Consider the following 20,167-nt stretch of genomic DNA (forward strand, 5'->3'; position numbering starts at 1 on the left):
CGCAAGGCGTCAGGCGTTAGCCACCAGCCAGAGCACGGCATAGGGAGGCAGGGATGCCGGCGGGTGAAGCGAAGACGAGGTGTCCAGCGGCTGCCAGGCGTGCTGCTGCAGTCGCTGAGTCAATGCCTCGCCGCCTTGGTCGAGGGCTATGCGGCGGTCGGTGACGTTGAACAGGGCCAGCAAGCGTCGGCCATTGGCCAGCGGACCGCGCTCGATGGCCAGCAGCTCCGCGGGCGTGCTGATGACCTGCTGGGGAACGTTGGGATGAAAGCAGGGCTCCTGGCGGCGAAGGTCCAACAGCCGACGCAGGGCATGGAAGACATCGTGGGTGGGGGTGGAGGGGCTTTCCAGCAGCAGCTCCAGTTCGTCCAGCGGCCAGCGACGCCGGTTGATGGAGCGCAGCCGACCGCTGCGCTCGACACCTTCGACATCGTTGAGCGTGCCGGTCAAGGTGTGCAGGTAAAGCGCAGGGATGCCTTGCAGGCTGAGCATGATGGCCTGACTGCACAGGAAGCGCGCAATTTGCCAAGGGTCGGGGCCGCGCCGGGTGCCGCGCATGGCCTCGAACCAGGTAATGTTGATTTCGTAGGGTGTGTCGCTGCCGTCCGGGTTGCTGCGCATGCTGACGAAGCCACCGAAGCGGTGCATCAGCTCCAGCAGGGCGTCCCGTTCGTGGTCCGGCAGCAGGCCCTCCAGAGGGCGTACCCCGATGCCATCGTGGCTGGCGGTAAAGTTGAGGTAAGTACAGTGTTCAGGCAGCACCGGCAGGCTGGCTAGCCAGCCTTGCAGTGTGCTGGCCTCCCCACGGGTGAGGGTGTGCAGCAGCAGCGGGGGCAGCGCGAACTGGTACACCATGTGCGCTTCGTCCGGCGGGCCTTCCGCCAGGCGTTCGAGGCCGAAATAGCTGATGTTTTCGGTATGGGGCACGTTGGTTTCGGTGATGATCAAGGTGCCGGGGGCGATCTCATCGACGATGGCGCGTAGCAGGCGTACCACGGTATGGGTTTCGGGCAGGTGAATACAGGCCGTGCCCAGCCGCTTCCATAGGAATGCCACGGCATCGAGGCGGATGATTCGCACTCCCTGCTGCAGGTAAAACAGCAGGATGCCGACGAATTCCAGCAGGACATCCGGGTTCTCGAAATTCAGGTCTATCTGGTCTTCCGAAAACGTGGCCCACAGGTGGCGGGTGCCCCGGCGGGTGGAGACAGGCACGAGCAGCGGACTGCTGCGTGGCCGCGTGACCTGGGAAACATCGGTATCTGGGTCCACCTCGATAAAGTAATCCCGCCCCGGCAGGCTGCCGGTCAGATAATCCACGAACCACAGCGATTCACGGGAAACATGGTTGAGCACCAGATCGCCCATCACGTCATAGTGGCTGGCCAGGTCACGAATATGCGACCAGTCCCCCAGTTCGGGGTTGACCTCCCGGTAATGGATGACCGAAAAACCGTCGTCGCTGCTCCAGGGGAAAAAGGGCAGGACATGCACCCCGCTGATCGTCTCCCCCAGGTGGCGCTTCAGAAAGTGGTTCAGTACGCCCAGTGGGGGCGTGCCGTCTGCCACGATGGAGTCACCATAGCTAATGACCCACTGATCCTTTTCGCTCCATGTTGGTGCGCCGTCGCTGGGCGTGCCTGTGGAGGGGGCAGAGGGGAGTAGCGGCCGGAAGTGGGCCAAGTGCTGTTCGAGGCGTCGCTGTACCTCTCCTGCGCGCTCGCCGTACAGGTGGGTCAAGTAACGCTGTAGCCTGAGCTCAAATGCCGTCATGGATGCCTCCCTTTCAATCAACCTTCGACAAACGCTGCAGCTTGTGTGCCAAATCGTTACAATATAGGTGAATAGTGTGCGAAATGACGTACAAGTCATGCGTCTGCCGCTTTTGCAGGCATGACAAGCGGTAATGGGACGGTTTACCCAACGATCCTTGGATGGATCTTAAAATAGCTTACAAAACAGTGGATACCAGGAGGCTCGTTGGTCTGGCGGGTATCCATGGGCTGACACGCTGAGCGCACTTGCAGGTGCGTACCGACAATAGGTTGACTGCCATGCATTGTCCTTTTTGTGGTGCAAACGATACACGAGTGACGGACTCACGCCTGGTGGCAGAAGGTGATCAGGTGCGTCGTCGCCGCCAGTGTGCAAGCTGCCACGAGCGCTTCACGACGTACGAAACGGCAGAGCTGATCATGCCCAGGGTGGTGAAGTCGGATGGCTCCCGGGAGACCTTCAATGAAGCCAAGCTGCGGGCAGGCATGTTGCGGGCGCTGGAAAAGCGGCCGGTAAGTGCCGAAGCCATCGAGGCGGCCGTGGAGCGTATCCGTCAGACCTTGCGGGCACGAGGCGACCGAGAGGTGAATGCCCGTGAAGTGGGCGAGGCGGTGATGAAGGCGCTGCGTAGCCTGGATCAGGTGGCGTACATTCGCTTTGCATCGGTGTACCGCAAATTCCAGGATCTGGAAGAGTTTCGGGCTGAAATCGACCGGTTGGCTCAAGAGCCGGGTGACGATGTTTCCTCCGGTGCCGCCTCTTCCGAGGCCAAGTGATGAGCCTGTTTTCGATTGCCGACCACGGGTTCATGGCGCGCGCCTTGCAGTTGGCTCGCCAGGGCCTCTATACCACGGACCCCAACCCTCGCGTGGGGTGCGTCATCGTTCGCTATGATCGTTTGGCCGAGGGCCAGGTGGTGGGGGAAGGCTACCATCTGCGCGCCGGTGAGCCTCATGCCGAAGTGCATGCGTTGGCAGCCGCTGGGGAGCAGGCCCGGGGGGCCACGGCCTATGTGACGCTGGAGCCCTGTTCCCATACCGGGCGTACCGGCCCCTGTGCCGTGGCGCTGGCCAATGCAGGCGTAGGGCGCGTGGTGGTGGCCATGGAAGACCCCAATCCGCAAGTGAGTGGGCGGGGGATTGCCCACTTGAAGGCTGCCGGTATCGAAGTCCACGTGGGCCTGCTGGAACAGGATGCTCGGGCGCTCAATCCTGGGTTCGTGTCGCGCATGCAGTCACGGCGACCGTTCGTGCGCTTGAAAATGGCGATGAGCCTCGATGGTCGAACGGCCATGGGATCGGGGGAGTCGCAGTGGATCACCGGCCCGCAGGCGCGCACCCAGGTGCAGCGCCTGCGAGCACGCTCCAGCGCGATTCTCAGTGGCGTGGAGTCCATGATCATGGACGATGCGCGGCTGACGGTGCGTGCCGAACAGCTGGCGCTGCCTCGGGCCGATGAGATCGTGCTGCGCCAACCTCTGCGGGTCATTCTGGATTCTCGGTTGCGGCTGCCGCTGGCGGCGGCCTGCCTGCGCGAGCCGGGGCGCACGCTGATCATCACCACCGACCAGCACAGCCCCGACAAGCGCCAGCGGCTGGAAGCGGCCGGTGCCGAGATCCAGGTCCTGCCCAGCGCCGCCGACGGGCGTGTCGAGCTTGCTGACATGCTGCGCTGGTTAGCCGATAATGAGCAGGTAAACGAGCTGTTGGTAGAGACCGGTGCGACGCTGGCCGGGGCGCTGCTGGATGCGCAGCTAGTCGATGAGTTGCAGCTGTTCGTCGCCCCCACGCTGCTGGGAGGCGACGCCCGCCCGCTGTTCGAGCTGCCGGGGATCACCCGAATGGCGGATCAAAAGCGCCTGGTGATCAAGGAGTCCCGCCAGGTAGGCCAGGACTGGCAGATTATCGCGACCCCCGTGATCGACTAGCGCAAGCGGCCATAGCAAGGTACCCTGACGCCCGAAATCGCATCCCATGCGACCACTTTTTTTGGAGATTCCATGGCGCACTCCGCTTCTGAGGGCCTGTCCCCTATCGCCGAGCTGGTAGAAGACATTCGCCAGGGCAAAATGGTGATCCTCATGGACGATGAGGATCGCGAAAACGAAGGCGATATCATCATGGCGGCCGAACTGGTCAAGCCAGAGCATATCAACTTCATGGCGCGTTACGCCTGCGGTCTGATCTGCATGCCCATGACCCGGGAACGCTGCGAGCAGCTCAACCTGCCGCTCATGGTGCGTGACAACGGGTCCGGTTTTGGCACCAAGTTCACGCTGTCCATCGAGGCGACCGAAGGCGTGACCACCGGCATCTCTGCCGCGGACCGTGCACGTACGGTGCAGGCCGCTGCCGCACCCAATGCCAAGCCCACGGATATCGTGCAGCCGGGTCATATCTTTCCGCTGATGGCCGAGCCGGGTGGCGTACTGCGCCGGGCAGGGCACACCGAAGCGGCCTGCGACCTGGCGGCGCTGGCAGGGCTCGACCCCAGCGGCGTGATCTGTGAAATCATGAACGACGATGGCAGCATGGCGCGTCGTCCCGAGCTGGAAGCCTTCGCCAAGGCCCATGGCATCAAGATCGGCACCATTGCCGATTTGATCCACTACCGGATCGTCAACGAACAGACCGTCGATGCCATCGAGACCAGCCGTGTGTCCACGGTGCATGGCGAATTGGCGCTGCATGTGTTCCGTGACCGCATTCAGGGCGCTCACCACCTGGCGCTGGTGAAAGGCCAGCCCACCGCCGAGCAGCCCACCACGGTTCGTGTACACTTGGCCGATACGCTGCGCGACGTGCTGGGGCTGATGAAAGGCGAACAGTGCCGCTGGGATTCCCACCGCGCCCTGCGTGAAATCGCCGAAGCGCCCGCCGGTGTGTTCGTCCTGATCGATGACGGACGTCCGCATCAGGATCTCAAAGACCAGCTGGACATCTTCCTGGATCGGGTACGCCAACCGCGTACCAATGACTCGGACGGAGCCGGCAACTATTTAACCATTGGTACGGGTTCGCAAATTCTGCGCCATTTGGGCGTCGGCAAGATGCGGCTACTCAGCTCCCCGTGGAAATTCTCGGCGCTTTCCGGGTTCGATCTTGAAGTGGTCGAGCGCCTGGGACCCAACGACACGGCGTATGAGCCAACTACTCAGCAGGAATAAATCGATGCAATCCCTTTCGCAAGTTGAAGGCACTTTTGTCGACGTAGATGGCCGTTATGTCATCGTGGTGGGGCGTTTCAACCACCATGTGGTCGATAGCCTGGTTGAAGGTGCAGTGGACAGCCTGACCCGCCACGGCGTCGATGCCGAACAAATCCATATCGTTCACGTGCCGGGAGCCTGGGAACTGCCGTTGGCAGTCAAGCGCGTGCTCCGCGTCATGAAGCCGGATGCCGTCATCGCGCTGGGCGCGGTCATTCGTGGCGGCACGCCGCACTTCGAATACGTGGCGGGTGGCTGCAACACGGCCATCAATCATCTGCAGCTGGAGTTCGACACGCCGGTCGCCAATGGCGTGCTGACCGTGGAATCCATCGAACAGGCCATCGAACGAGCGGGCACCAAAGCAGGCAATAAAGGCACCGAAGCCGCCATGGCCGCCATGGAAATGGTATCGCTGCTGCGCGCACTGCCCGCAGGAGATGACCAATGAGCGAGCGACGTGAGCGCAAGTCCTCTGCGGCACAGCAGGGACGCCACGCCGCAAGGGAGTTGGCGGTACAAGGGTTATATCAATGGCACATGACCGGCAAATCGATCTCGACCATCGAAGCCGAATTTCGTAGCCAGAAGGCGGACGACGACCTGGAAGACCACGAGAACTGGGTCAAGGTCATGGAAATCGCCGACAAAGCGCTGTTCCATGAGCTGCTGCACAACACAGTCCGCTTCAAGGCCGAACTGGATCGTGACATTGCACCGCTGCTGGATCGTCGTCTGGAAGACCTGGACGCGGTAGAGCTGGCCATTCTGCGCCTGGGCGCCTACGAGCTCTCGCGCCGCATGGAAGTGCCTTACCGCGTGGTCATAAACGAAGGCGTTGAGCTGGCAAAATCGTTTGGCGCCACCGACGGCCATAAGTACGTGAATGGCATTCTCGACAAGCTGGCCAACCGCTTGCGAAGTGCCGAAGTCAGCGCCCGCCGCTTGTAAGCGGGCGACCTGATCAAGCGTTTAAGGGGCCTTTGTGCTTGCCGAATTTGATTTGATTCGACGTTTCTTCATGTCGCCGCAGGAGGCGAAAGCGACGGATGGCGTTGCCCTGGGATGCGGCGATGACGCCACCTTACTGCTGCCCCAGTCGGGGCAGCAGCTCGTGGTCAGTGTGGACACCTCCGTGGTAGACGTGCACTTTCCCCATGACGCACCTGCCCATGCGGTAGGCCATCGCGCCCTGGCCGTGGCGCTCAGCGACCTGGCGGCCATGGGGGCACGCTCCCGCTGGTGCTTGATGGCGCTGACCCTCGACCAGCGTGCGTTCCCCGGCAGTGCGGCTGCCGAGGCGTGGCTATCGGGCTATGCCGATGGCTTCCATGACCTGTGCCGTCGGCATGAGACCACGCTGGCGGGGGGCGATGTCACCGCAGGAGCGCTGAGCATTGCCGTGACGGTGATGGGAGAAGTGCCCTCCGGTGAAGCATTGACCCGCTCCGGGGCTCGTGCCGGCGATGTGATTGCCGTCACGGGCGCTTTGGGCGGTGGTGCGGGCGGGCTAGCGCTGTGGCAACAGGGTGAAAGAGACATGCAGCACCCGTTGCTCCAGCGCTATCTGTTGCCCCAGCCTCGCCTGGCGGCGGGTGTTGCCTTGCGTGGCCTGGCCAGCGCGGCGCTGGATATCTCCGATGGCCTGCTGGCGGATCTCACGCATCTTTGTGAAGCTTCCCAGGTGGGGGCTGCGCTGGAAGCAGAACAACTGCCGCTGGCGGAAGGGCTGGAAGCCTGTCTGGGCGCGCAAGCAGCCCAGCGGGCAGCCCTTTCCGGAGGAGACGACTACGAGCTGCTGGTCACGCTCCCCCCTTCGCGTGTTTCCCAGGCCAGGCAACGGCTGGCAGAGCAGGGAATCGCGCTCAGCGTGATTGGCCAGTGCACCGATACGCTTGGCATCACCGGCGTGGCGCCGTTGGCCGACTCTGGCTGGCAGCACTTTCGTGGGGGTGTCCAATGAACCGTGCACCGGCCAGCGTCTGGCGACGCCCCACTCACTTCTTCGCCTTTGGCCTGGGGAGTGGCACCGTGCCCTGGGCGCCTGGCACCTTCGGCACGCTGGCGGCGATTCCCTTCTATTGGATGATGGCGGACCTGCCGCTGGTCTGGTATCTCAGTATCGTGTTCGTGGCCTTCATCGTCGGTGTCTGGCTATGCGATAAAACCTCCCATGACCTGGGGGTGCACGACCACTCCGGCATCGTCTGGGACGAGTTCGTCGGTTACTGGATCACCATGGCCGCCGTGCCCTTTTCCTGGGAAGCTGCCATCTGGGGGTTCATCGTCTTTCGTATTTTCGATGTGTTCAAGCCCTGGCCCATTCGTTGGGCCGACCGCCGAGTGGCGGGGGGCTTTGGCATCATGATCGACGACGTCATGGCAGGCATCTACGCCTGGAGTACCATGCACTTATGGTTCTGGCTCCACTAGTCGACGCCCGATAGCAGGCGCTGCGCTTTGTCAGGAGGCCATACAAGGAGATAGCATGCGCAAGGAACGTCTGATCGTGCCTATCCTCTCGGTGATTGCCGTGATATGGATGGTCGCGCAACTGCTATCGAGCATCCTGTTCGAACGGAGCCTGCGTCAGGCACTGGAAGACCTGGAAGCCCGAGGTGAATGGCGGGTAGAGCGCCTGGATAGCCGTCAGGGCTGGTTGACCTCCCGTGGCCAGCTCGTGCTGTCGCCATTGCTGGGCCGCCCCTGGCGGCTGGAGTTGACCTACCACGCCCGCCACGGCCTGCTCTCTACCGATGTGCAGGGCACGCTGTTGCCTCGCCTGGACAGCGTGCTGCAAAAGGCCGTGGGCGATGTATCTGCCCCCTCCGTGCCGCGTTGGCAGGGTCGCTATCAGACGCTGAGTGGTCGCACCGAGCTGCGTTTGGCGCTGGCCCCCTTCGTGATCCAGCAGAATGGTCGGGAACTGGATGTTCGGGGCGCTCGGGTTCGCCTGGAAGGCATGTTTGGCGATTGGCGCCTGCGGGGATTGCTCGACCAGTTGACGCTGACCGATGGCTTGTCTCAATTGACGCTGGGGCCCACCACCCTGGAAAGCCGCTATACCTACATCGACGATGCCTACCATTTCACCCAGCGTGACCACCTGCGCATCGACCGCCTGTCGATGCACTACCCCGCCTACGATATCCAGATCACCCCTCTGGATCTCTACAGCCAGATGACCCTGGATGAAACCGAGCTGAGCATTCAGGGAGAGCTGGTACTGGGTGAGGTGCTGGTGCCCAGCGAAGCGCCGGAGACACCGCTGCTGAGCGGCCGTGTCGCAGCCGAGCTGTCGCGGCTGAACGGTGACGCCGTGCGTCAGGTGATTCGTCGGTTGCGTCAGGAAGCTGCCTGGGGGGATACCGCGCTGCCCATGGCCGAAGGGCTGCTGGCGCGGCTGGAACCTGACCTGCTGCAAGTATTGAGCGATTCTCCGCGGCTCGATGTCACCACCATCGAACTCGATAGCCCGCTGCTCGGCCTGCAAGTTGCCGCAGACGGGGCGCTGTTTTTCGACGGTCGACAGCTGGATAGATTGCGCGTCGTCTCGCTGGACAAGCCCGAGGAGCAAGCGCGCTGGCGGGCACGTATCGACGGCGACTTCATCTGGCACGACGCCCCTACCGTAGCGGCCCTGTGGCTGGGGTTGCCCCTCGGTACCCGGGAGCTGCAGTTCGACGTGGTGCGCGGCGTCTGGCGCGTCAATGGTCGTCCCATGCCGACACTGTGGCCGTAACGTTCCACCAATAAGTACGCTGTCAAATGGCGCTCAGGGTTGAAGTTTTCCCTGGCTGCCCACATCCCAGTAACCATACGAAGCGGCGACAGTGTCAGGCAAACCACTTGCTGGCCACTGCTGCTGGTTACTGTGGATGGGGAGGGCGCATGAGCGACCAGGATTACGACCGCGATCACGAACACCTCGATTGGCTCGCCGCAGGCGAGCATTCGGACCGTCACGAAGAACACCACGACGAAAACGACCACCGCTCGGATGGTGAGCGCACCCATTCGCTGGTGCCTGCCAGCGACATGCTGCCCGAGCGTATCTATCTGCTGCCAATTCACAACCGCCCGTTCTTTCCCGCCCAGGTGCAGCCTCTGGTGATCAATCGTGAGCGCTGGGAAGAGACCATGCGCCGCGTTGGCAACACGCCACATCACACCATTGGGGTAGCGTTCGTTGGCGAGCAAGGGGTGCACTCCCTGGATCATGACGGCTTCCCCGAGATCGGAACGGCCGTCAAGGTGCACAAGCTGAAAAACGAAGAGCAGCAGATTCAGTTCATTGCCCAGGGTCTGCAGCGTTTCAAGATTCAGCGCTGGCTCTCCAAGGAGCCGCCCTATCTGGTGGAAGTGACCTACCCGAAGGAGCCGGTCAATGCCGAAGATGAAGAAACCCGGGCCTACGCCATGGCGATCATCAACGGCATCAAGGAACTGCTGCCCATCAACCCGCTGTATGGGGAGGAGCTGAAGCACTACCTCAATCGATTCAGCCCTCATCAGCCTGGGCCGCTCACCGATTTTGCCGCGGCCATCACCTCGGCCAAAGGCCCTGAACTGCAGGACGTGCTGGCCACGCTGCCCGTGGCGGAGCGTATGCACAAGGTGCTGCCGCTGCTGCGCAAGGAGATCGACGTTGCCCAGCTGCAAAGCGAGATCAGCGAGCAGGTCAACGCGCAGATGCAGGAGCGCCAGCGTGAATTCTTCCTGCGTGAGCAGTTGAAGGTCATCCAGCGCGAGCTGGGCATCTCCAAGGGCGACCGCGAGAACGACGTGGACACGTTCAGGAACCGTCTGGAGTCGCTGGTGGTGCCGGAGCGTGTTCAGGCCCGTATCGATGAAGAGCTCAACAAGCTCAGCGTGCTGGAAACCGGCTCGCCGGAGTACGGCACCACGCGCAACTATCTGGACTGGCTGACATCGCTGCCCTGGGGCGTCACCAGCCAGGACAAGCTGGACCTTGGCCATGCCCGGGCGGTGCTGGACCGAGACCACGATGGCCTGAAAGACGTCAAGGAGCGCATCATCGAGTTTCTGGCCGAAGGCACCTTCAAGGGCGATGTGGGCGGCTCCATCGTGCTGCTGGTAGGGCCACCGGGGGTGGGCAAGACCTCCATCGGCCGCTCCATTGCCGAGGCTCTGGGGCGTGAGTTCTACCGTTTCTCGGTGGGCGGCATGCGCGACGAAGCCGAGATCAAGGGCCACCGACGCACCTACATCGGTGCCATGCCCGGCAAGCTGGTGCAGGCGTTCAAGGAAGTGGAGGTTGAAAACCCGGTCATCATGCTCGACGAGATCGACAAGCTGGGCCAGTCCTTCCAGGGCGACCCCGCCTCGGCGCTGCTCGAAGTGCTGGACCCCGAGCAGAACGTGGATTTTCTGGACCACTATCTGGACGTGCGCATGGACCTCTCCAAGGTGCTGTTCGTGTGTACGGCCAATACCCTGGACAGCATTCCTGGCCCGCTGCTGGACCGCATGGAGCAGATTCGCCTCTCAGGCTACATTGCCGAAGAGAAGCTGGAAATCGCCAAGCACCACCTGTGGCCCAAGCTTCTGAAGCGTGACAACCTGCCGAAAAAACGCATCAACCTGACCGATGCCGCCCTCAAGCAGGTCATCGACGGCTACGCCCGTGAAGCGGGGGTGCGCCAGTTGGAAAAACAGCTGCACCGCATCGTGCGAAAGGCGGCGGTCAAACTGCTGGAAGAGCAGGTGGAAACGGTCAAGATTTCGGTCAAGAACCTGGAAGAGTTCCTGGGCGCGCCACTTTTCCGCAAGGAGAAAGTGCTCAAGGGCGAAGGGGTCGTGACCGGTCTGGCCTGGACCTCCATGGGGGGCGCCACGCTGCCCATCGAAGCGGGCAAGATCCACTCCCTGGACCGAGGCTTCAAGCTCACCGGCAAGCTTGGGGAGGTCATGAAAGAGTCGGCCAATATCGCCTATAGCTATACCCTGGGGCACCTGGCCGAATTCGGTGCCGATGCCGATTTCTTCGATTCCGCGTTCGTGCATCTGCATGTGCCGGAAGGGGCAACACCCAAGGATGGCCCGTCGGCGGGGGTTACCATGACCACGGCGCTGCTGTCACTGGCCAAGCATCAGGCCATCAACCGCCCGCTGGCCATGACTGGCGAGCTGACCTTGACTGGGCAGGTCCTTCCGGTGGGCGGGATACGCGAAAAAGTCATTGCCGCTCGGCGCAGCGACATCTTCGAGGTTATCCTGCCGGAAGCCAACCGCCGTGATTACGACGAGCTGCCGGAGTACCTGAAGGAAGGCATGACCGTTCACTTCGCCAGCCGTTACCGAGATGTGGCCAACGTGGTGTTCAAGTAACGTCGGGTAAGCCCTGGTAACCAGTAAAGGGCTTAGTACGGTATCGGTCTCTCCTTTCGGCGCCGCTCTTTGAAGAGCGGCGTTTTTTATATGGCTATTTGAGGATTAACGCGACTTAATACGTTGGATAATGAGAGAACTCAAAAAAATCGAATAACACCCCTGGGGAGCAGCGATGCGTAACAATCAACCCATGACACAGCGCGAATACGTGTTGGACGAAGAAACCGTTCTGATTTCTCGTTCGGACCTGAAAGGCAACGTGACCTACGCCAACGCAGCCTTTGTGGAGGTCAGCGGCTACAGCCGTGAGGAGTTGATGGGGGCGCCCCACAACATGATCCGCCACCCGGACATGCCCGAGGCTGCCTACGCCGACTTCTGGAAAACCATTCAGGCCGGCGGTACCTGGCAGGGCACGGTCAAGAACCGCCGCAAGAACGGCGACCACTACTGGGTCAACGCGACCGTGGCGCCGCTGCGCGACGGCGAGCGGATCGTGGGCTATACCTCGCTGCGCCGCAAGGCGTCTGCCAAGCGTATCGCCCGGGCCGAGCAGGTATATGCCGAGATTCGTGCCAAGGGCAAGTCACGCCGCTACCGCTTACACCAGGGGGCACTGATTCGGCGTGGCCTGGGTGGGCTCCTTGCTCGCTTTCAGTTCAGTAGTTTAAAGGCCAAGCTGACGGGGATGGTCATCACTGCACTGTTGCTGCTGGGCATGGCGGGGGGGCTTGGCGTCTATGGGCTAATGGTGTCGGGTGAGCGGTTGGATACGCTGAACCGCTCGGGGCTCGAGGCGATTGCCAACCTGCAGCTGATGGAGCGCCAGGTAGGGCTCACCGTCGAACAGCTGGAGCCCGCGGTGCGCAACCCGCGCCGAGTAGACTTGGTGGCCTTTGAATCGCGACTGCAAGAAGTCACTCAGTCGGTCCAGACCCTGTGGGATGAGTATGAGTCGGATAGTGCAGCCGCGCCTGACGTACTGCAACGGGTCGAGGAGTCGTTGAATGCCTGGATCACGGGCGTGACCAGCGCCATGGCCGCCGTTAGTCAGGCCAACGGCTTTGCCGCGTTCGAAGCTTTCAACGATGCCGTACAGCCCGCCACCGAGCAGTTGCGACAGTTGAGTGACCAGCTCGTCGATGCCGAGCGGGAAGGCGCCCATGCGCTGGTGGCTCAGGCGCATCAGGGCCGTCAGCAGATGCTGGTGGCGCAGCTCGTACTGATGGCCGTAGGCCTACTGGTGATGATCGGCTTGAGCGTGATGATACTGCGCTCGGTGATGCGCAGCCTGGCGGGCGCGCGCTATATGACCTTCCAGATTGCTGCAGGCAATCTGGCCGCCCGTGAGCGTCGTCAAAGCAACGATGAGCTGGGGGAGCTGCTCTATTCGCTGGACACCATGCGTTTCAGCCTTTCCAGCATCGTCAGCGAGGTCGAAAACCGAGTGTCGGTGGTGACGCCCGCGATTCAGCAGATCGCTGCCGAAAATGAAGAGCTGGCGTCACGCACTGAACAGCAGGCATCCTCGCTTCAGCAAACGGCTTCCAGCATGGAAGAGATGACGTCTACCGTGCAGCAGAATACCGACAACGCACGCCAGGCTACCGAGCTGGCTCAGCAGAATGCCAATAGCACCAAGGAAACCCGCCAGCAAATGGAGCAGTTGGTGGAGCGCATGCAGCGTATTGCCCAGCGTGCCGAGAAGATGACCGAAATGATCGGTGTGATCGATGGCATTGCCTTCCAGACCAATATCCTGGCGCTGAACGCCTCTGTCGAGGCCGCCAGGGCCGGGGAGCATGGCCGCGGCTTTGCCGTGGTGGCCAGCGAAGTGCGCACCCTGGCCAGCCGTAGTGCCGACGCTGCCCAGGAGATCCGCAAGATGATCGACAGCACCACCCAAGAGGTCAGCGGTGGGCGCAGTGCCGTGGAGCAGGCCGAAAGCGCCATCGAGAACGTCGTGCGTCAGGTCAATCAGGTGAGCGAACTGATGGCCTCGATCAGCACCGCTTCCAGCGAGCAGAGCAGTGGAATCGGCCAGATCAACTCGGCGATTGCCGAGATGGACAACGTCACCCAGCAAAACGCCACCAAGGTACAGTCCATTGCCGCCTCCGCAGACAATCTGGCCCTGGAAGCCTTCGAGCTGGCCAACGTCGTCGATGCCTTCCGTTTGGAGGGGGCCCAGGAAGAGAGCGTAGCGGCGGCTCGGGAGAAGCTGGCGCGGGTCAAGAAGGCCGTGCCCCAGCAAGCAGCCGCGCCATCCCGTCACGCGCTTGGCCACCAGCAGGATGAGCCATGGGAGACCTTCTGATCGGTGCGTTTAGTCAGCATTGATGAAAAACCATGATCTGCTTTGCCTATGCCACCCTCGGGTGGCATATTTTTTGCCTATTCTTGATGATTCTTGCTGCACGTCATCGCGTGTCACCACGTCGGCTTGGTAAAAGGAAGCGCTGGGTCATCGGGCGAAACATGCCTTTCATAAAAACACAGGGGACTTCATGAGCACATCTAGCCAGGCAACCCTTGAGCTGACAGACGATCAGGTGCTGATTTCACGCTCTGATCGTCAGGGAAACATCACCTACGTCAATCAGACGTTCATCGAAGTAAGCGGCTACTCACAAGCCGAGCTACTGGGCGAACCCCATCGTATTTTCCGTGATCCCGAGATGCCTGCTCAGATATTCAAGAACATGTGGGCCACCATCGAGCAAGGCAAAACCTGGCAGGGGGTAGTCAAGAACCGCTGCAAGAATGGCGATACCTATTGGGTGCATACCACCGTGGCGCCGCTACTGGATGGTGAGCGGGTGGCGGGCTATACCGCCATACGTCGCCGGGCGGCGAACAAGGCCATTGCGCGGGCGGCCAGGGCCTACCATGCCATGCAGCAGGGGCGAGCGCGGGGCTTTACGCTTCATTATGGTGCATTGCGTCGCACGGGGGTGCGTGGATGGGTGCAACGCTTCAGTTTCAGTAGCATGCAGGCCAAATTGATGGGCATGGTCGTGGCTGCCATTCTCTTGCTGACGGTGGCGGGGGCCGCCGGCGTCTATGGCTTGACCAGCTCTGCCGAGCGCCTGCGTACCCTCAACCAGACCGGCCTGGAAGGCATTGCCGACCTGCAGCAGATCGAGCAGCGCAGTGCCCAGCTACTGCAGGTGCTGGAGCCTGCGGTGCGCAATCCTCGTCGTGCCGATCTTGACCAGCTCGATCAACAGCTGGCATCGCTGCAGAGCCAGATCGAACAGACCTGGCAGACCTATACCGAACAGCGTCAGCAGGCCAGCGGTGTGCAGCAAGGATTGACTGCCCATCTGGCGACGTTTCTTGGCGGTTCGACCACGGCCATGACGGCGATTCGCCAAGGCAATGGCTTTGCGGCTTTCGAAGCCTTCAATGATGTGGTCAGGCCCACCTCCGAGAGCATCAGCGCCACCATCAATCTGCTGGTCGATAACGAGCGCGCGGCAGCTCACAGCCTGATGGCCGATGCCGAGCGGCAGCAGCAATGGCTGCTATGGGGGCAAGTGGGCGTGCTGCTGTTCGGTATTGCGCTCATGGTCGGGCTCAGCGTGGCGGTGTTGAAATCACTACTGAAGTCGCTCAGCGAGGCGCGGCGTGTCACCTTTCAAATTGCTGCGGGCAACCTGGCCAACCGTGTCACCTTGAAGCGGGATGACGAACTGGGCGAGCTGCTGGCCTCGCTGGAAACCATGCGGGCCAGCCTCTCAGGGCTGATTACCGAAGTGGGCAACAAGGTCGAAGTGGTCACGCCTGCGTCCGAGCAGATCAAGCAGGAAAACGAAGACCTCGCCTCACGTACCGAGCAGCAGGCTTCGTCCCTGCAGCAGACGGCGTCCAGCATGGATCAGATCACCGCCACGGTGCAGCAGAATACCGAAAATGCCCGCCAGGCCAACCAACTGGCCATGCAGAATGCCGCCACCAGCCGTGAAACCGGCGAGCACATGCAGGCACTGGTGGAGCGTATGGAGCGCATTGCGGCCAGCGCCGACAAGATGAACGACATCATCAGCGTCATCGATGGCATTGCCTTCCAGACCAATATCCTCGCGCTGAATGCCTCGGTGGAGGCTGCCCGTGCCGGAGAGCAGGGGCGTGGTTTTGCCGTGGTGGCCAACGAGGTGCGCAACCTGGCAGGCCGCAGTGCCGACGCAGCAGGCGAAATTCGCCGCTTGATCGACACCTCTACCCAGGAAATCGCGGGTGGGACCAGTGCGGTGAAGCAAGCCGAGCAGGCCATCGAGCAGGTGGTCAGTCAGGTCATGCGTGTCAGTGACATCATGGAGGAGATCAGCACTGCGTCCGACGAGCAGAGCAGCGGTATTGCCCAGATCAACATGGCCGTCTCCGAGATGGATCACGTGACCCAGCAAAATGCCACCAAGGTGCAGTCCATTTCCAGCGCTGCTCAGCGGTTGACCAATGAAGCCTTGGACCTTGCCAACGTGATCGCGGCTTTCCGCCTGGAAGGGGCCGAGGAGGAGAGTAGCGAAATGGCGCGGATTCGCGTGGCGCGTGCTGGTCAGTCGGCCAGCTTGCCGTCACCCTCGGCCTCTTCGTCAGCGCCGTCGAAGCGTCCGCTGGTGAAGGCTCGTGCCGCGGAGGAGTGGGAGACGTTCTGAAGCGGGTGGGGTATTGGATGTCGTCTACGTCTAGTCTCAGCGGTTCGCTCATGCCACAATCGAAGACCGCTGGATTCACCCGCCCGCCACCTCGTATGTGGCGGGCCATGATAAAGACGTAGAGGACACCATGCCCCAGTATCGCTCCCGTACCACTACCGCTGGCCGCAACATGGCAGGCGCTCGTGCCCTTTGGCGTGCCACCGGCATGAAGGATGACGACTTTCACAAACCGATCATCGCGGTAGCCAACTCGTTCACCCAGTTCGTGCCCGGCCATGTGCATCTGAAAGACATGGGGCAACTGGTCGCCCGCGAAATCGAAAAAGCGGGTGGCGTTGCCAAAGAGTTCAATACCATCGCCGTGGATGACGGTATCGCCATGGGCCATGACGGCATGCTCTACTCGCTGCCCAGCCGCGATATCATTGCCGACAGCGTCGAGTACATGTGCAACGCCCACTGTGCCGATGCGCTGGTGTGCATTTCCAACTGCGACAAGATCACCCCCGGAATGCTGATGGCCGCCATGCGGCTCAACATTCCCGTCATTTTCGTCTCCGGCGGCCCCATGGAAGCCGGCAAGACCAAGCTTCTGGATCACGGCCTGGATCTGGTCGATGCCATGGTCATGGCCGCAGACGACAGCGTCGACGACGAAACCCTGGCAGAAGTCGAGCGCAGCGCATGCCCCACCTGTGGCAGCTGCTCAGGCATGTTCACCGCCAACTCCATGAACTGCCTGATGGAGGCGCTGGGCCTGGCACTTCCCGGTAACGGCACCGTGCTGGCGACCCATGCCGATCGCCGTCGCCTGTTCGAAACGGCGGGCCATCGTATCGTCGAGCTGGCCAAGCGTTATTACGAAGGCGAAGAGGCACACCTGCTGCCCCGCGCCATTGGCAACAAGGCCGCCTTCAAGAATGCCATGACCCTGGACATCGCCATGGGCGGTTCCACCAATACCATCCTGCACCTGCTGGCGGCGGCTCAAGAGGCAGAAGTCGACTTCACCATGGCGGATATCGACCGCCTTTCCCGTGAAGTGCCGCAGCTGTGCAAAGTGGCGCCCAATACTCAGAAATACCATATCGAAGACGTGCACCGCGCGGGTGGCATCATGGCCATTCTGGGCGAGCTGGACCGGGCGGGGGTGCTGGATACCTCGGTGCCCACCGTGTACGGCGACAGCCTGAAGGACGCGCTGGACGAGTGGGATATCATGCGCTCGCCCAGTTCAGAAGTGGTCGAATTCTTCAAGGCAGGCCCGGGGGGCATTCCGACCCAAACCGCGTTCTCCCAGAGCGCCCGTTGGCCAAGCCTGGACGGCGACCGTGCCACCGGCTGTATCCGCGACCTGGAGCACGCCTTCTCCCGTGAGGGCGGCCTCGCCGTGCTCTACGGCAACATCGCCCTGGATGGCTGTGTGGTCAAGACCGCCGGTGTAGACGACTCCATCCTGGTATTCGAGGGCAAGGCTCACGTGGTGGAGTCCCAGGATCAGGCAGTGGCCAACGTGCTGGATGGCAAAGTCAAAGAGGGCGACGTGGTGGTCATCCGCTACGAAGGCCCCAAAGGTGGCCCCGGTATGCAAGAGATGCTGTACCCCACCTCCTACCTGAAATCCAAAGGGCTGGGCAAGGCGTGCGCGCTGCTGACTGACGGCCGTTTTTCCGGGGGCACCTCGGGCTTGTCGATTGGTCACGTATCGCCTGAGGCCGCCGCCGGGGGCGCCATCGGGCTGGTCGAGCAGGGCGATACCATTCTGATCGACATCCCCAACCGCACCATCAACGTGCAGCTGAGCGATGCCGAGCTGGCCAAGCGCCGCGAGGCCATGGAGTCGCGTGGCAAGGACGCCTGGAAGCCCGTCGAGCAGCGCCCGCGCAAGGTGACGCCTGCCCTCAAGGCCTATGCCCTGCTGGCCACCTCCGCCGACAAGGGCGCAGTACGCGACCTCTCCAAACTGGATTGATCGGCGTATCTCACAGCCCGCGAAAGCGGGCTGTTTTTTTTGTGGTATATCATCCAACACCTATCGAGGAGCGTCATGAAGGCGACGATCAATGTGGGCCTGGTCGGCTATGGTTTTGCGAGTAAAACGTTTCATGCGCCGCTGATTCAGGCGGTACCGGGGTTGGAGCTGGTGGCGGTGTCTTCCAGCGATGCCAGCAAGGTGACTGCCGACTTGCCACAGGTGGCGGTCGAGCGCGAGACTCTGGCGCTGTGTCAACGCAAGGATCTGGATCTGATCGTTATCCCAACGCCCAATGATACTCACTTTCCCCTGGCCAAGGCCGCGCTGGCGGCAGGCAAGCATGTGGTGGTCGACAAGCCCTTCACCGTCACGCTGTCGGAGGCCAGGCAACTCAAGGCCTTGGCGGCGGATAAAGAGTGCCTGCTCTCGGTGTTTCACAACCGACGTTGGGACAGTGACTTCTTGACCGTCAAGGCGCTGCTGGCCGAAGGCACGCTGGGGCGAGTGACGGGCTTCGAATCCCGCTTCGATCGTTTTCGTCCGGAGGTGCGCGACCGCTGGCGCGAAAAAGCCGCGCCCGGGGGCGGAATCTGGTACGACCTGGGGCCTCACCTGCTGGACCAGGCTTGCGAGCTGTTTGGCATGCCCCACGCCATCCTGCTGGAGATCGGCGCGCGCCGAGACGCCGCCCATGCCGACGATGATTTCCTGGCCCTGCTGGAGTACGACGACTGCCGTGTCAGCCTGAGTGCAGGCACCCTGGTGGCTGAACCCACTCCCCGCTACCGCCTGCATGGCACGCTGGGCAGCTATGTGAAGATGGGACTCGACCCACAGGAAGCGCGCTTGAAAGCAGGCGAGACCCCCACGCCGCACTGGGGACAGGACATTCCCGGCACGCTCACCCTACGCGAAGGGCACGGCGAAGATGCCCCGCTGGTCAGTCACGAACACCCCACGCTACCCGGCGACTACCTCGCCTATTATCAGGGCGTTGCCGATGCCATCCGCCAACAAGCCCCCCTCCCAGTCTCCGTCGAGGACGCCCTGCGCAGCATGACCTTGCTCGAAGCCGGCCTCGACAGCCACCGCCAACGCCGCTGGATAGCGTTGAAGCACCACTCATAAAGCCGCCCGTGTATTAAATGCCGGCCTGAATGTGGAGCGGCAGGGTGGTTTCGTGGCCTCACCGGGGCGGCTGGCGCCGCCCTCCGCGGGTGCCTCTTTCGCTCGTTGCTCTCGCTCTATCGTTACGCCGCGCTACGGGGTGTTGCCGGAATTTGGAGGGGCGGGTTACCCGTAGCGCCGCGTAAGCGGAGCGCACCCGCGAAGCAGCGCGGAGAGCGCTGCCGGTGGGGGGCACGGGGGTGGCGGTGGCATGATGGGTAATGATGGCCTTGTCGGGGCGGCTGGCGCCGCCCTTCGCGGGTGCCTCTTTCGCTCGTTGCTCTCGCTCCATCGTTACGCCGCGCTACGGGATGTTGCTGGCACTTGGAGGGCCGGGATACCCGTAGCGCGGCGTAAGCGAAGCGCACCCGCGAAGCAGCGCGAGGAGCGCTGCCGGTAGGGCCACATGAGGCGGCGGTGGCACGGTGGGGGATGGTGGCATGATCGGGGCGGCTGGCGCCGCCCTTCGCGGGTGCCTCATTTGCTCGTGCCTCGCAATATTCGTTACGCCGCGCTACGGGATATTGCCGAAATTTGGAAGGGCGGGTTACCCGTAGCGCGGCGTAAGCGGAGCGCACCCGCGAAGCAGCGCGAGGAGCGCTGCCGATGGGGGCGCAGGGGGTGGCGGTGGCACGGTGGGGGTTGGTGGCATGATCGGGGCGGCTGGCGCCGCCCTTCGCGGGTGCCTCATTTGCTCGTGCCTCGCAAGATTCGTTACGCCGCGCTACGGGATGTTGCCGGAGTTTGGAGGGCCGGGATACCCGTAGCGCGGCGTAAGCGAAGCGCACCCGCGAAGCAGCGCGGAGAGCGCTGCCGGTGGGGGCACGGGGGTGGCGGTGGCATGATGGGTAATGATGGCCTTGTCGGGGCGGCTGGCGCCGCCCTTCGCGGGTGCCTCTTTCGCTCGTTGCTCTCGCTCCATCGTTACGCCGCGCTACGGGATGTTGCTGGCACTTGGAGGGCCGGGATACCCGTAGCGCGGCGTAAGCGAAGCGCACCCGCGAAGCAGCGCGAGGAGCGCTGCCG

General features: G+C 62.4%; 15 protein-coding genes. 13 read left to right on the plus strand and 2 right to left on the minus strand.

Annotated features, from left to right (window positions below):
- Positions 1-9: 9 nt before the first annotated feature.
- On the minus strand, positions 10-1,773 hold the full coding sequence (locus FEU76_RS03065; protein ID WP_039183679.1) for a sugar phosphorylase: 1,764 nt from the start codon (positions 1,771-1,773) through the stop codon (positions 10-12).
- Between the two features lie 281 nt (positions 1,774-2,054).
- Here FEU76_RS03065 and nrdR point away from each other — a divergent pair, with 281 nt between their 5' ends.
- From nrdR to FEU76_RS03130, 13 genes are all read left to right on the plus strand, one after another.
- Entirely contained in the window at positions 2,055-2,552 is a 498-nt protein-coding gene (gene nrdR / locus FEU76_RS03070) for a transcriptional regulator NrdR (RefSeq protein WP_039183681.1), read from the plus strand.
- On the plus strand, positions 2,552-3,703 hold the full coding sequence (gene ribD, locus FEU76_RS03075) for a bifunctional diaminohydroxyphosphoribosylaminopyrimidine deaminase/5-amino-6-(5-phosphoribosylamino)uracil reductase RibD (RefSeq protein ID WP_052196504.1): 1,152 nt from the start codon (positions 2,552-2,554) through the stop codon (positions 3,701-3,703). Before nrdR ends, ribD begins: the two co-directional genes overlap by 1 nt.
- Positions 3,704-3,775: 72 nt before the next feature.
- Entirely contained in the window at positions 3,776-4,942 is a 1,167-nt protein-coding gene (gene ribBA / locus FEU76_RS03080) for a bifunctional 3,4-dihydroxy-2-butanone-4-phosphate synthase/GTP cyclohydrolase II (RefSeq protein ID WP_039183682.1), read from the plus strand.
- Between the two features lie 4 nt (positions 4,943-4,946).
- Positions 4,947-5,435: a 6,7-dimethyl-8-ribityllumazine synthase gene (ribH, locus tag FEU76_RS03085; RefSeq protein ID WP_039183684.1), complete on the plus strand. Its 489-nt coding sequence runs from the start codon at positions 4,947-4,949 to the stop codon at positions 5,433-5,435.
- Positions 5,432-5,935, plus strand: coding sequence for a transcription antitermination factor NusB (gene nusB / locus FEU76_RS03090; protein ID WP_016913295.1), 504 nt, complete (start codon positions 5,432-5,434; stop codon positions 5,933-5,935). Before ribH ends, nusB begins: the two co-directional genes overlap by 4 nt.
- A 34-nt stretch (positions 5,936-5,969) precedes the next feature.
- Entirely contained in the window at positions 5,970-6,947 is a 978-nt protein-coding gene (gene thiL, locus FEU76_RS03095) for a thiamine-phosphate kinase (RefSeq protein ID WP_144980200.1), read from the plus strand.
- Positions 6,944-7,417, plus strand: a complete 474-nt coding sequence (locus FEU76_RS03100; protein ID WP_039183688.1) for a phosphatidylglycerophosphatase A family protein — start codon at positions 6,944-6,946, stop codon at positions 7,415-7,417. Before thiL ends, FEU76_RS03100 begins: the two co-directional genes overlap by 4 nt.
- Before the next feature lie 55 nt (positions 7,418-7,472).
- Positions 7,473-8,726 carry a DUF945 family protein gene (locus tag FEU76_RS03105; protein WP_144980203.1) on the plus strand — a complete coding sequence of 418 codons (1,254 nt, stop codon included), beginning with the start codon at positions 7,473-7,475 and terminating at the stop codon, positions 8,724-8,726.
- A gap of 149 nt (positions 8,727-8,875) precedes the next feature.
- The gene (gene lon, locus FEU76_RS03110) at positions 8,876-11,335 is read left to right on the plus strand and encodes an endopeptidase La (protein WP_144980206.1); all 2,460 of its coding nucleotides are present in this window, start codon (positions 8,876-8,878) and stop codon (positions 11,333-11,335) included.
- A 175-nt stretch (positions 11,336-11,510) separates the two neighbouring features.
- Entirely contained in the window at positions 11,511-13,655 is a 2,145-nt protein-coding gene (locus tag FEU76_RS03115) for a PAS domain-containing methyl-accepting chemotaxis protein (protein ID WP_144980209.1), read from the plus strand.
- A gap of 190 nt (positions 13,656-13,845) precedes the next feature.
- The gene (locus tag FEU76_RS03120; protein ID WP_144980212.1) at positions 13,846-15,996 is read left to right on the plus strand and encodes a methyl-accepting chemotaxis protein; all 2,151 of its coding nucleotides are present in this window, start codon (positions 13,846-13,848) and stop codon (positions 15,994-15,996) included.
- Positions 15,997-16,126: 130 nt separating this feature from the next.
- Positions 16,127-17,971 (plus strand): dihydroxy-acid dehydratase, encoded by a 1,845-nt coding sequence (gene ilvD / locus FEU76_RS03125; RefSeq protein WP_039183698.1) that lies wholly within the window; start codon positions 16,127-16,129, stop codon positions 17,969-17,971.
- Positions 17,972-18,046: 75 nt separating this feature from the next.
- A complete protein-coding gene (locus FEU76_RS03130; RefSeq protein ID WP_144980215.1) occupies positions 18,047-19,102 on the plus strand; it encodes an oxidoreductase in 1,056 nt (351 codons plus the stop codon).
- A 763-nt stretch (positions 19,103-19,865) separates the two neighbouring features.
- Here FEU76_RS03130 and FEU76_RS03135 read toward each other — a convergent pair.
- A complete protein-coding gene (locus tag FEU76_RS03135) occupies positions 19,866-20,063 on the minus strand; it encodes a hypothetical protein (protein WP_144980217.1) in 198 nt (65 codons plus the stop codon).
- Between the last annotated feature and the right edge of the window lie 104 nt (positions 20,064-20,167).

It is taken from the genome of Halomonas sp. C22, from assembly GCF_007655045.1.
Classification (GTDB): Bacteria; Pseudomonadota; Gammaproteobacteria; order Pseudomonadales; family Halomonadaceae; genus Vreelandella; species Vreelandella hamiltonii.

Coding starts and splice junctions, on each gene's coding strand:
- ilvD (WP_039183698.1), top strand. CDS start 16,127: ATGCCCCAGTATCGCTCCCGTACCACTACCGCTGGCCGCAACATGGCA.
- FEU76_RS03115 (WP_144980209.1), top strand. CDS start 11,511: ATGCGTAACAATCAACCCATGACACAGCGCGAATACGTGTTGGACGAA.
- nusB (WP_016913295.1), top strand. CDS start 5,432: ATGAGCGAGCGACGTGAGCGCAAGTCCTCTGCGGCACAGCAGGGACGC.
- ribH (WP_039183684.1), top strand. CDS start 4,947: ATGCAATCCCTTTCGCAAGTTGAAGGCACTTTTGTCGACGTAGATGGC.
- ribD (WP_052196504.1), top strand. CDS start 2,552: ATGAGCCTGTTTTCGATTGCCGACCACGGGTTCATGGCGCGCGCCTTG.
- FEU76_RS03105 (WP_144980203.1), top strand. CDS start 7,473: ATGCGCAAGGAACGTCTGATCGTGCCTATCCTCTCGGTGATTGCCGTG.
- ribBA (WP_039183682.1), top strand. CDS start 3,776: ATGGCGCACTCCGCTTCTGAGGGCCTGTCCCCTATCGCCGAGCTGGTA.
- nrdR (WP_039183681.1), top strand. CDS start 2,055: ATGCATTGTCCTTTTTGTGGTGCAAACGATACACGAGTGACGGACTCA.
- FEU76_RS03120 (WP_144980212.1), top strand. CDS start 13,846: ATGAGCACATCTAGCCAGGCAACCCTTGAGCTGACAGACGATCAGGTG.
- FEU76_RS03130 (WP_144980215.1), top strand. CDS start 18,047: ATGAAGGCGACGATCAATGTGGGCCTGGTCGGCTATGGTTTTGCGAGT.
- FEU76_RS03100 (WP_039183688.1), top strand. CDS start 6,944: ATGAACCGTGCACCGGCCAGCGTCTGGCGACGCCCCACTCACTTCTTC.
- FEU76_RS03065 (WP_039183679.1), bottom strand. CDS start 1,773: ATGACGGCATTTGAGCTCAGGCTACAGCGTTACTTGACCCACCTGTAC.
- FEU76_RS03135 (WP_144980217.1), bottom strand. CDS start 20,063: ATGGAGCGAGAGCAACGAGCGAAAGAGGCACCCGCGAAGGGCGGCGCC.
- lon (WP_144980206.1), top strand. CDS start 8,876: ATGAGCGACCAGGATTACGACCGCGATCACGAACACCTCGATTGGCTC.